Source organism: Pseudomonas sp. HMWF006 (assembly GCF_003061205.1).
Classification (GTDB): Bacteria; Pseudomonadota; Gammaproteobacteria; order Pseudomonadales; family Pseudomonadaceae; genus Aquipseudomonas; species Aquipseudomonas monsensis.
Genome location: NZ_QAIU01000617.1, coordinates 1 through 12,007, shown reverse-complemented (window position 1 = coordinate 12,007; position 12,007 = coordinate 1). Strand labels below are relative to the sequence as shown.

Below are 12,007 nucleotides of genomic sequence, written 5' to 3'. Positions count from 1 at the left end.
GCTGACCCCTTCCTGCCGCCCACCGTGCAAGGTACGCAGGCTCACGGAAAAGGGTTTGTCGGTTTTCACCCCGAGTTGCTCACTGGTAATACTCCAGTTTTGCGCAGGCTTGTTGGTATCGAGAAGGACGTAATCCCAAGCCATGGCGTGGGAAGCAGCAGAGAATGCGCCGAGGGCGACGGCGAGTTTGAGCGGGGTCATGGCAGCAGCCTTTATTGGAGTTGTGCCATTTTTATAGCGCTGCGGAAACGTTTCAGCAAGTGTAACGGAGCTTGCGATCGTGTGATTTATCAAGAATTGGCAGGGATGCCTTCGCGAGCAAGCTCGCTCCCACAAGGTTTTCGGGTGTTCACACAATTTGTGAGCTACCCCGGAAAATGTGGGAGCGAGCTTGCTCGCGAAAGCTATTTCAGCCGCGCATCAACGAAAGCGATCAACCTCGGAACGCAAATCCGCCGCCAGCTTCTCAAGCTCCTTGGCGGTAACAGCCAGGTTCGACACAACCTCACGCTGCTCACTGTTGGCCAGTGCGATGCTCTGCAAATTGCTGCTCAACAGAGTCGCAGTGCTGCTCTGCTCCTGAGTGGCCGTGGTAATCGCCGCAAACTGCTGCCCCGCCGAACGGCTTTGCTCGTCGATCCGCGCCAGCGCCGAAGCAACATTCGCGTTACGCGACAAACCTTCCTGCATCAGCACATTGCCCTGTTCCATGGTGCTGATTGCGTTGCCGGTTTCCTGCTGGATGCTGTGAATCATGCTGGAAATTTCATCGGTCGCCTGACGGGTGCGCGAGGCCAGGCTGCGCACCTCATCCGCCACCACGGCAAAACCGCGGCCCTGTTCACCGGCACGCGCCGCTTCAATCGCAGCGTTCAGCGCCAGCAGATTGGTCTGCTCGGCAATCGAAGTGATCACGCTGACAATGCCGCCGATTTCCTGGGAGCGCTGGCCGAGGGTGTTGATCACGGTAGCAGTGGTGTTCAGTGCGCCAGCAATTTGCTCCAGCGAGGAAGAAGCCTCTTCCATCGAGCTACGACCGATCTGCGTTTGCTGAGCGTTTTCCTGGGCCAGACGCTGGGTGTTGCCCATGTTGTCGGCGATGTTCAGCGAGGTGGCGCTGAACTCTTCGACGGCGCCGGCCATGCTGGTGATTTCCCCGGACTGCTGCTCCATGCCTTCGTACGCGCCACCGGACAAACCGGACAGCGCCTGTGCCCGGCTGTTGACCTCCTCCGAGGCGCGGCGGATGTGCTCGACCATGGTCGACAGTGCCTGGCTCATCTGGTTGAACGCGCGGGACAACTGACCGATTTCGTCGTTGCTCGACACGTTCAGGCGCACGCTCAGATCACCGGCGCCCAAGGCTTCGGCCTGTCGCACCAGATCACTCAGCGGCGCCAGTTTGCTGCGCAGCAGCCAGACCACCGAACCCACAGCCAGCAGCATCGCCAACAGACTGCCAATGGCCAGTTGCGTACCGACACTCCAGGTCACCGCGCGAATCTCGGCTTTCGGCATGCTCGCCACGACCGACCATGGCCCGCCATCGAATGGCACGGCGATGCTGTAGAAGTCTTCGGAGGTGTCGCTCCAGAACTCACCCTTGCCCGGTTTCGCAGCCAGACCTTTGATCACCGGAACCGCTTGATCCAGCGCCTGCACCCCCGCCGGCGCGACCAGCCATTTGTTTTGCTCATCCAGCAACGCCAGCGAACCGCTCTGGCCGATGCGGAAGCGCTTCAGGTTGTCGAACTGGATGTTCTGCGCATCGGTGTAATCGAAGCCGACGAACAACACCGCAATCACCTTGCCGCTGCCATCGCGCACCGGGGTGTACTGGGTCATGTAGGAGCGATCGAACAACAAGGCACGGCCGACGTAACCTTGCCCCGCCATCAACTTCGCATAAGCCGGGTGCGCATGATCGAGCAAGGTGCCGATGGCGCGCGTGCCGTCCTGTTTGGTCAGCGAAGTGCTGACCCGCACGAAGTCTTCGCCGCTGCGCACGAACAGCGTGGCGACGCCCGCTGTCATCTGCTTGAACTCGTCGACTTGCTTGAAGTTGTTGTTCAACACTTCGTCGCCCAGGTGCAGGCCCGGGGTCTGGGTACCGGCCACGGTCACCGGCTCATCCGGATGAATGCTCAGACCGCTGCTGAAGCGCTTCTCGAACAACCCGCTCAGGCGTTGGGTGCTTTCACGCAGCGTGCCGTGAAAAGTGCTCAACTGGTCGGCCAGCAGTCGCGCCTCGCTGGCGAGATGCTCTTCACGGGTGGCGAGGTTGGCGGTATCCAGCGAACGCAGGGCGAACACCGTACTGCCGCTGATGACAATCGCCAGTATCACGGCGAGCGCGAGGCCCAGCTGCGAGGCGATCCGGGCGCGAGGTTGAGACATGGGCAGCTCCTGGCCGAGCTACGTGATCCTCCTTGATCTCGACTCGGAAATTTTTCTGGTTGTGGGGTGAATCGTGGACACCGGCACGACGGTGCCACAAGCACGTATTCGGCGGTGGATCCGAATACTTGAGCGGAAAACAAGGTTATGGCACAAGGCCGGCATTGTGGCGGCTCTAACGTTTCAGCTCAAGCGTGCAACCGCCGGCAACTCCATGGCTCGCACTTCGCCTTGGAGGAAATCGCTGAGACGGCGCAAACGTTCACCTCCCGGACGGGTTTTCGGCCACACCAGGTAATAATTCAGCCCGCTGGCGACGGCCGTCGGCCACGGCAGACTCAGGCGCCCCTGAGCGACATCTTCGGCGACCATCAGCAAGTCGCCCATCGACACCCCGTAACCACGCGCCGCCGCGATCATCCCCAGTTCCAGGGTATCGAACACCTGACCGCCCTTGAGCGAGACCTGATCAGACAGCCCCATGTGCTCCAGCCAGCTGCGCCAGTCGCGCCGATCCGGGGTCGGGTGCAACAGCTCGGTGCAGGCCAGGCGCGCAACGTCCCAGGGCTGGTCGTTGAGCAGGTTCGGCGCGCCGACCGGAATCAGCTCTTCGGGAAACAACAGACTGGCCTCCCAGTCCGGCGGGAAGTGCCCGTCACTGAGCAGCACCGCGCAGTCGAAAGGCTCGTTGTTGAAGTCCACCGAATCCACGTCCATCCATGCGCTGGTCAGTTGCACCTCGTTGCCTGGCTGCAAGTGCCGGAATCGACTGAGCCGCGCCAGCAGCCAGCGCATGGTCAGGGTCGATGGCGCTTTCATCCGCAGGATGTCGTCTTCGGCGCGCAAGGTATTGCAAGCTCGCTCGAGGGCGGCGAAACCTTCGCGAATCCCCGGCAACAGCATCCGTGCCGACTCGGTGAGTTGCAGGTTGCGCCCACTGCGATGAAACAACTTGCAGGCGAAATGCTCTTCGAGGGTGCGAATGTGCCGGCTGACCGCGCTTTGGGTAATCGACAGCTCCTCGGCGGCGCGGGTGAACGAGCTGTGCCGCGCCGCCGCTTCGAATGCGCGCAAGGCATACAAGGGAGGAAGACGACGAGACATTCGGAAAGCTCCTATAGCGGGATGCGGCCAACTTAGCAGAATCTGCCCTGGATGAGTTTGACTCATGCCACCCATCCTTTTTATCCCTTTGTGCGAAACCGTTTGAGCGCCGAGAATCGACGGCTCCCTGTTCCCTCTTTAAATGAGTGGTGAAGATCATGCAGCAACCTGTGCGTACCGAACTCTGGGCCATCCTGCGGCTGTCGGGGCCGCTGATCGCTTCTCAGTTGGCGCACATGTTGATGGTGCTGACCGACACCCTGATGATGGCGCGCATCAGCCCCGAGGCACTGGCCGGTGGCGGTCTGGGGGCGGCGAGTTATTCGTTCGTGTCGATCTTCTGCATTGGTGTAATTGCAGCGGTCGGCACGCTGGTCGCGATCCGTCAGGGTGCTGGCGACATCATCGGCGCGGCACGTCTGACTCAGGCCGGATTATGGCTGGCGTGGCTGATGGCGCTGGGCGCCGGGTTGCTGCTGTGGAATCTCAAACCGCTGTTGCTGCTGTTCGGCCAGACCGAAACCAACGTCATTGCCGCCGGGCAATTTCTGATTGCCCTGCCCTTCGCCCTGCCCGGCTATTTGAGTTTCATGGCCCTGCGCGGCTTTACCAGCGCGATTGGCCGGGCGACCCCGGTGATGGTCATCAGCCTGGGCGGCACCGTGGCCAACTTCCTGCTCAATTACGCACTGATCACCGGCATGTTCGGCCTGCCGAAACTGGGTTTGACGGGCATCGGCCTGGTCACGGCCATTGTAGCCAGCTGCATGGCACTGGCGCTGGCCTGGCATATCCGCCGGCACCCGGCTTACGACGCTTACCCGCTGCGCGCCGGGCTGTCGCGGCCGAACCGGCAATACCTCAAGGAGCTCTGGCGCCTGGGCCTGCCCATTGGCGGCACCTATGCGGTGGAAGTGGGTTTGTTTGCCTTTGCGGCTTTGTGCATGGGCACCATGGGCAGTACGCAGATGGGCGCGCACCAGATCGCCCTGCAAATCGTCTCGGTGGCGTTCATGGTGCCGGCGGGCATGTCGTACGCCATCACCATGCGCGTCGGCCAGCATTACGGCGCCGGGCAGTTGAACGATGCGCGGATGTCCGGACGGGTCGGCATCGCCTTCGGCGCGGTGGTGATGCTGGGTTTTGCCATGGTGTTCTGGTTGTTGCCGAATCAGTTGGTCGGGTTGTTCCTCGATCACAATGATCCGGCGTTTGCCGAGGTGATTCGCCTGGCCGTGAGCCTGCTGGCAGTGGCTGCGTGGTTCGAGCTGTTCGACGGCACCCAGACGATCGCCATGGGCTGCATCCGTGGGCTCAAGGATGCCAAGACCACGTTTCTGGTCGGGCTCGGTTGCTATTGGTTGATCGGCGCGCCGGCGGCGTGGTGGATGGCGTTCCACCTCAACTGGGGGCCGACGGGCGTCTGGTGGGGGCTGGCGCTGGGCCTGGCGTGTGCGGCGATCAGCCTGACCCTGGCGTTTGAGTGGAAGATGAAGCGGATGATTCGGCGGGAGCCTGCGTCATCCAATCAATACACAGTCGCCCAGACCGACTGAGATCCCTTGTAGGAGTGAGCTTTTGTGGCGAGGGGATTTATCCCCGATGGGTGGCGAGGCCACCCCAAAACCGGTAGCTGGGGTTTATCAGATGTGTCCAGTGCTATGGTCTTGCGACTGCTTCTCGGTCGAACGGGGATAAATCCCCTCGCCACAATGTTGTTCCAAATTGAGTTATGGATTTAGCTGACGATTTCCAGTGCGGGCTGCTGGCTGGCGCCGAAGGTCAGGTACTCAACCAGTTCCGCCAGCGGCAACGGCCGGCTGATCAGATAACCCTGCACCTGATCGCAGCCAAACCCGCGCAACAGATCCAGTTGCTCCGGCGTCTCGACCCCTTCCGCCACCACTTCCAGATGCAGGTTGTGCGCGAGATTGATCATCGCGTGCACCAGTTTGCGGTTCTCTTCACGCTGCTCCATGCCGCCGACGAAGCTCTTGTCGATTTTCAACAAAGTGATCGGCAGGCTGTTGAGGTGCACGAACGATGAAAACCCGGTGCCAAAGTCATCCAGCGAAAAACGCACGCCGAGGCGGCCGAGGGCGTCCATGGTCTGTTTGACCAGATCGCTGCGGCGCATGACGGCGGTTTCGGTCAGTTCGAATTCCAGCCATTGCGCTTCAACACCACGCTCGGCGATCAAACGGCTGAGGGTCGGCAGCAACTGGCTGTCCTGAAACTGGCGGAACGACAGGTTGATCGCCATGTGCAGCGCCGGCAGCCCACGTTCGCGCAACGCCTGCATGTCGCGCAGGGCCCGGGAAATCACCCAGTACCCCAGCGGCACGATCAAGCCGCTCTGCTCGGCCAGCGGCACGAATTCGCTCGGCGGCAGCAAGCCGCGCTCGCCATGACGCCAGCGCACCAGCGCTTCGAGACCGACGATCTGCCCGTCCGCCATGTTCAGCCGTGGCTGGTAATGCAGTTCCAGCTCGTCGCGACGCAAGGCCCGGCGCAGCTCGCTTTCGAGGTCGGCCATGCTCCGTGCGTTGCGGTTGATGCGTTCGTTGAAGATATGGAAGGTGCAGCCCTGGGTGCTCTTGGCCTGCTGCATGGCGATGTGTGCGTGCCACATCAGCGGGTCGGCGCCCCCTTGTGCGCGGGCATGGGCGATGCCGAGGCTGGAGCCGATCAACAGGCTTTCACCATCGACCCAATACGGTTCGGACAAGGCTTCGGTGATACGTTCGGCCATCCACTCGGCGCGCTGCGGTGCACGGCGGGTGTCGATCAGCAGGGCAAATTCATCGCTGCCCAGCCGCGCCAGTTGATCACCGGCTTCGAGCTGACTTTTCAGCCGTGCGACGACTTGCAGGATCAAACGGTCGCCGGCCTGATGGCCAAGGGCGTCGTTGGCGTGACGGAAGTTGTCGAGGTCGAGGTGTCCGAGGGCCAGGCCACGCCCGTCGTTTTCCGCGAGGCGCGCCGTGAGCAGGGTCTGGAAGCCCTGGCGGTTGGCGATGCCGGTCAGCGGATCCTGTTCGGCCAGACGTTGCAAGGTGTTTTCGAGCACGCCGCGCTCGCGCACATGACGCAAGCAACGCCGCAGCATGCCGGCGTCGAGGGCGTCGAACACCAGCCAGTCGCTGACGCCAACGGGCGCAGTGGCCGGTTCGTGCTCCAGCAGCAATACCGTCGGCAGGCTGCAACGGCCCGGGGCCGGTTGCAACGCGGGTACGGTCAACAACACCGCGTGACGGTTGTCTTCGAACAAACGGCTGACCGACTCCCAGCTCGGCGCGCTGATCAGCACCGCCGCGCTCCCCATCGGAGCCAGACACTCACGCAATAACGCTGTCCACGCTGGCGCTTCGGCCAGTAGCAGCAAACGCAAGGGTTCGACAGGCGTAGACAAGCTAGCTCCCTAGACTCTGCAATGATGTGGGCGGGGCATTATGCCGTTGCGATGTTCAATGACCAAATGACAACGGTTATCAGAACGTTATTTTGTGTCACGAATGAGAACATTAGCCGCAAAATCACCGTGCATCCTCCGCGAAAGTAACAAAACCGGCAAATTTGAATCGCGTGGTGCGTCACAAGTCGGACAGAGCAGCACAAATCGCTGAGCCTGTTAAAATGCCGGCCCATTTCGTCAACGACTCCCGAATTTTCGTATGTCCCGACTCAATCCCCGGCAGCAAGAAGCCGTGAACTACGTCGGCGGCCCTCTATTGGTGCTCGCCGGCGCTGGCTCCGGCAAGACCAGCGTGATTACCCGCAAGATCGCGCACCTGATCCAGAACTGCGGCATCCGCGCCCAGTACATCGTCGCCATGACCTTTACCAACAAGGCCGCGCGCGAGATGAAGGAGCGGGTCGGCACCCTGCTGCGTGCCGGTGAAGGTCGCGGCCTGACCGTCTGCACGTTCCACAACCTCGGCCTGAACATCATCCGCAAGGAACACGCGCGGCTGGGCTACAAACCCGGTTTCTCGATCTTCGACGAGACCGACGTCAAAGCCCTGATGACCGACATCATGCAGAAGGAATACGCGGGCGACGACGGCGTCGACGAGATCAAGAACATGATCGGCGCCTGGAAAAACGACCTGATCCTCCCGGCCCAGGCGCTGGAGAATGCGCGCAACCCCAAGGAACAGACCGCCGCCATCGTCTACACCCACTACCAGCGCACGCTCAAGGCGTTCAACGCGGTGGACTTCGACGACCTGATCCTGCTGCCGGTAAAACTCTTCGAAGAGCACGCCGACATTCTCGAAAAGTGGCAGAACAAGGTGCGCTACCTGCTGGTCGACGAATACCAGGACACCAACGCCAGTCAGTACCTTCTGGTGAAAATGCTGATCGGCAAGCGCAACCAGTTCACCGTGGTGGGCGACGACGACCAGTCGATCTACGCCTGGCGCGGTGCGCGGCCGGAAAACCTGATGCTGCTCAAGGACGACTATCCGTCCTTGAAAGTGGTAATGCTTGAGCAGAACTACCGCTCCACCAGCCGCATCCTGCGCTGCGCCAACGTGCTGATCTCGAACAACCCGCACGAATTCGAAAAGCAGTTGTGGAGTGAGATGGGCCACGGCGACGAGATCCGTGTGATCCGCTGCCGCAACGAGGACGCCGAAGCCGAGCGCGTGGCCATGGAAATCCTCAGCCTGCACTTGCGCACCGACCGCCCGTACAGCGATTTCGCGATCCTCTATCGCGGCAACTACCAGGCCAAGCTGATCGAGCTGAAACTGCAGCACCACCAGGTGCCGTACCGCCTGAGCGGTGGCAACAGTTTCTTCGGCCGTCAGGAAGTGAAAGACCTGATGGCCTACTTCCGCCTGATCGTGAACCCGGATGACGACAACGCCTTCCTACGCGTGATCAACGTGCCGCGCCGGGAAATCGGCTCGACGACCCTGGAAAAACTCGGCAACTACGCCACCGAACGCAAAATCTCGATGTACGCCGCCACCGACGAAATCGGTCTGGGCGAACACCTGGACAGCCGCTTCACCGATCGTCTGGCGCGCTTCAAGCGTTTCATGGACAAGGTCCGCGAGCAGTGCGCTGGCGAAGACCCGATCTCGGCGCTGCGCAGCATGGTCATGGACATCGACTACGAGAACTGGCTGCGCACCAACAGCTCCAGCGACAAGGCTGCCGATTACCGGATGGGTAACGTCTGGTTCTTGATCGAGGCGTTGAAAAACACCCTCGAGAAAGACGAAGAAGGCGAAATGACCGTCGAGGACGCCATCGGCAAACTGGTCCTGCGCGACATGCTCGAGCGTCAGCAGGAGGAAGAGGACGGCGCCGAAGGCGTGCAGATGATGACCTTGCACGCCTCCAAGGGTCTGGAATTCCCTTACGTGTTCATCATGGGCATGGAAGAGGAAATCCTCCCGCACCGTTCCAGCATCGAAGCCGACACCATCGAAGAAGAACGCCGCCTGGCCTACGTGGGCATCACCCGCGCCCGTCAGACCCTGGCCTTCACCTTCGCCGCCAAGCGCAAGCAGTACGGCGAGATCATCGACTGCGCGCCGAGCCGCTTCCTTGATGAGCTGCCGCCGGACGACTTGGCGTGGGAAGGCAACGACGACACACCGACCGAAGTCAAAGCCGTGCGTGGCAACAACGCATTGGCCGATATACGCGCGATGTTAAAGCGCTAGAATTGACCCCTTTTTACTAGACCTTCGGCGCACCAAGTGCCAAATGAGGACAGCTTCATGGAAGCATTGCACCAGAAAATCCGCGAACAAGGCATTGTGCTTTCCGACCAGGTCCTGAAAGTCGACGCCTTTCTGAACCACCAGATCGACCCGGCCCTGATGAAGCTGATCGGCGACGAATTCGCCACGCTGTTCAAGGATTCGGGCATCACCAAGATCGTCACCATCGAAGCCTCGGGCATCGCCCCGGCAATCATGACCGGTCTGAACCTCGGTGTGCCGGTGATTTTCGCGCGCAAGCAACAGTCCCTGACCCTGACCGAAAACCTGCTGTCGGCGACCGTTTACTCGTTCACCAAGAAGACCGAAAGCACCGTGGCCATCTCCCCGCGTCACCTGACCAGCAGCGACCGCGTGTTGATCATCGACGACTTCCTGGCCAACGGTAAGGCCTCGCAAGCGCTGATCTCGATCATCAAGCAGGCCGGTGCCACCGTGGCCGGCCTGGGCATCGTGATCGAGAAGTCGTTCCAGGGCGGCCGTGCCGAGCTGGATTCGCAGGGTTATCGCGTTGAATCGCTGGCCCGCGTGAAATCGCTGAAGGATGGCGTCGTTACCTTCATCGAATAACCTCTGAAAGCCGCAAGCTCAACGCAATACCTGTGGGAGCTGGCTTGCCAGCGATGGGGCACTATCCTTCAACATCCAAGTTGACTGATACACCGCCATCGCGGGCAAGCCCGCTCCCACAGGTTTTTTTGTCGTTTTTTATTGCGCAGTGGCCTTCAAGCCAGTGAGCAGCAGGCGCTGGAAAAGGTCTTCTTTCAGGCCTTCCGGGTTTGTGAGCTGCATTCGCTCAAGATGCTCGGGGAACATCGACGGCTCCGGCGCATCCAGCGCGGCCTTGCCCAGTTCCAGAATCTCGGTCAGCTTGAACTTGCTCTTCAGCCAATTCAGCGCCCGCAACAGATCGCGCTCGATCGCGGTGAAATCACAACCCAGCGGATACTCCGGAAACAGGTTCGGATGCTTCGCGGCAATCGCCTGCAAGCGTTGCGGGGTGTTCTCGGCGAAACGCGGATCGAGACGGAAATCCTTTGGCAGTTTGCCGACCTTTTGCGCTTGCTCGATCAGCCCCTGCTGGAAACGGGAATCGCTGATGTTCAGCAACGACTCGATCACCACCGCATCGGTCTTGCCACGCAGATCGGCGATGCCGTACTCGGTGACCACGATGTCGCGCAGGTGTCGTGGGATCGTGCAGTGGCCGTATTCCCAAACGATGTTCGAGCTGACATCGCCGCCGGACTCACGCCAACTGCGCAGAATCAGAATCGACCTCGCATCGTGCAGCGCATGGCCCTGGGCAACAAAGTTGTACTGCCCACCGACGCCACTGAGCACCCGCCCGTCTTCCAGTTGGTCCGCGACGCCCGCACCCAGCAACGTCATGGTGAACACGGTGTTGATGAACCGCGCATCAAGTCGCTGCAAGCGCTTCAATGCTTCCTGCCCGTACAGCTCGTTGATGTAGCTGATGCGGGTCATGTTGAATTCAAGGCGTTTACTCGGCGGTAACTCGCGCAGGCGCTCGTAGAAACTGCGCGGGCCGAGGAAGAAACCGCCATGCACCGAGATGCCGTCAGTCTGCGCGGCCTCATCGAGGGTGCCAGCGTTGGCCTGTTCCTGCGTCTGCACGTCGGGATAGACCTTGCGCCGGATGATCCCGGCATCCGCCAGCACCAGCAGACCGTTGACGAACATTTCGCTGCAGCCGTACAGGCCTTTGGCGAACGGCGCGGTGCCACCCTCCCGTTCGATCAACTGCGCCCACTGACTGAGGTTGATGTCATCGAGTAAAGCTTTGTATCCGACGTTATCCGCCTGACGTGCGAGCAATGCGGCGGTCAGGGCATCGCCCATCGAGCCGATGCCGATCTGCAGGGTGCCACCGTCGCGCACCAGCGTGCTGGCGTGCAAACCGATGAAATGATCCTGAAACCCCACCGGCATGTTCGGCGTGGAAAACAGCGTACTGCTGTCCTTCGCGTCGATCAGCAGGTCGAAGGTGTCGATATCGACTTCGGCGTCGCCGGGCATGTACGGCAGATCGGTGTGCACCTGGCCGACCAGCAAAATGGTTTCCCCGGCGTCGCGGCGCTTGGCGATCATCGGCAACAGGTCGAGGGTGATGTCCGGGTTGCAGCTCAGGCTCAGACGGTCCGGGTGTTCACTGCTGCTGGCCAGCAGTTGCGCCACCAGGTTCAGCCCGGCAGCGTTGATGTCACGGGCGGCGTGGCTGTAGTTGCTGCTGACGTAATCCTGCTGGGCCGGCGCGCTGTTGAGCAGGCTGCCGGGCTGCATGAAAAACTGTTCGATACGGATGTTGGCGGGCAGGCTGTCGTGATGCAGGTCGGCGAGGAAATCGAATTCCGGATAGTCGCCGAACACCCGCTCGACGAAGGGTTCGATAAAGCGCTTCTGCAAACCATCCCCCAGCGTCGGACGGCCAAGGCACAGCGCGGTATACATCGTCAGTTGCCGCTCGGGCAGGCCTTTGATCCGCCGGTACAGCGCGTTGACGAAGTGATTGGGTTTGCCCAGGCCCAGCGGCATGCCCATGTGGATATGCGCCGGCAAACGCGCCAGCACCTCGTCCACTGCCTGTTCGATCGAACACAACTGCACCATCTGAAGCCTCCCGCCCGTTCCGAGAATAGGGGTAGACCGAGATTGCCGGGGATTTACTTCCGAGGGAAGGCAATTAATGCGAAAAAAGTGAAATAGGCGAGTGCGGTGCTTGGTGCAAGCACATCCAGAAA

The 12,007-nt window shown here is 60.9% G+C and carries 7 protein-coding genes and 1 pseudogene; 3 read left to right on the top strand and 5 right to left on the bottom strand.

Annotated features, from left to right (window positions below; genetic code table 11):
• From DBR24_RS28700 to DBR24_RS28690, 3 genes and pseudogenes are all read right to left on the bottom strand, one after another.
• Positions 1-201, bottom strand: a pseudogene (locus DBR24_RS28700) (DUF4432 domain-containing protein); the annotation flags it as partial.
• 219 nt (positions 202-420) lie between these two features.
• A complete protein-coding gene (locus tag DBR24_RS28695) occupies positions 421-2,397 on the bottom strand; it encodes a methyl-accepting chemotaxis protein (RefSeq protein WP_128616383.1) in 1,977 nt (658 codons plus the stop codon).
• 183 nt (positions 2,398-2,580) lie between these two features.
• Positions 2,581-3,501, bottom strand: coding sequence for a LysR substrate-binding domain-containing protein (locus DBR24_RS28690; protein ID WP_123469812.1), 921 nt, complete (start codon positions 3,499-3,501; stop codon positions 2,581-2,583).
• Between the two features lie 158 nt (positions 3,502-3,659).
• Between DBR24_RS28690 and DBR24_RS28685 the strand changes: the two genes are divergently transcribed.
• A complete protein-coding gene (locus DBR24_RS28685; RefSeq protein ID WP_128616382.1) occupies positions 3,660-5,057 on the top strand; it encodes a NorM family multidrug efflux MATE transporter in 1,398 nt (465 codons plus the stop codon).
• Positions 5,058-5,239: 182 nt separating this feature from the next.
• Here the strand turns inward: DBR24_RS28685 and DBR24_RS28680 are convergent, their stop codons facing one another.
• Positions 5,240-6,913: a bifunctional diguanylate cyclase/phosphodiesterase gene (locus DBR24_RS28680; protein ID WP_123469816.1), complete on the bottom strand. Its 1,674-nt coding sequence runs from the start codon at positions 6,911-6,913 to the stop codon at positions 5,240-5,242.
• 262 nt (positions 6,914-7,175) lie between these two features.
• Here DBR24_RS28680 and rep point away from each other — a divergent pair, with 262 nt between their 5' ends.
• Both rep and DBR24_RS28670 read left to right on the top strand, forming a co-directional pair.
• Complete coding sequence (rep, locus tag DBR24_RS28675) at positions 7,176-9,185, top strand: DNA helicase Rep (protein ID WP_123469818.1); 2,010 nt, start codon at positions 7,176-7,178, stop codon at positions 9,183-9,185.
• Between the two features lie 57 nt (positions 9,186-9,242).
• Positions 9,243-9,815 (top strand): xanthine phosphoribosyltransferase, encoded by a 573-nt coding sequence (locus DBR24_RS28670; RefSeq protein WP_003229440.1) that lies wholly within the window; start codon positions 9,243-9,245, stop codon positions 9,813-9,815.
• A 138-nt stretch (positions 9,816-9,953) separates the two neighbouring features.
• On the opposite strand, the gene DBR24_RS28665 is transcribed toward DBR24_RS28670, so the two are convergent.
• Positions 9,954-11,876: an acetyl-CoA hydrolase/transferase C-terminal domain-containing protein gene (locus DBR24_RS28665; protein WP_128616381.1), complete on the bottom strand. Its 1,923-nt coding sequence runs from the start codon at positions 11,874-11,876 to the stop codon at positions 9,954-9,956.
• Between the last annotated feature and the right edge of the window lie 131 nt (positions 11,877-12,007).

What these genes read in the sequence shown, in the direction of transcription:
- DBR24_RS28685 (WP_128616382.1), top strand. Translation starts at nt 3,660, where the DNA reads ATGCAGCAACCTGTGCGTACCGAACTCTGGGCCATCCTGCGGCTGTCG.
- DBR24_RS28665 (WP_128616381.1), bottom strand. Translation starts at nt 11,876, where the DNA reads ATGGTGCAGTTGTGTTCGATCGAACAGGCAGTGGACGAGGTGCTGGCG.
- DBR24_RS28690 (WP_123469812.1), bottom strand. Translation starts at nt 3,501, where the DNA reads ATGTCTCGTCGTCTTCCTCCCTTGTATGCCTTGCGCGCATTCGAAGCG.
- DBR24_RS28670 (WP_003229440.1), top strand. Translation starts at nt 9,243, where the DNA reads ATGGAAGCATTGCACCAGAAAATCCGCGAACAAGGCATTGTGCTTTCC.
- rep (WP_123469818.1), top strand. Translation starts at nt 7,176, where the DNA reads ATGTCCCGACTCAATCCCCGGCAGCAAGAAGCCGTGAACTACGTCGGC.
- DBR24_RS28695 (WP_128616383.1), bottom strand. Translation starts at nt 2,397, where the DNA reads ATGTCTCAACCTCGCGCCCGGATCGCCTCGCAGCTGGGCCTCGCGCTC.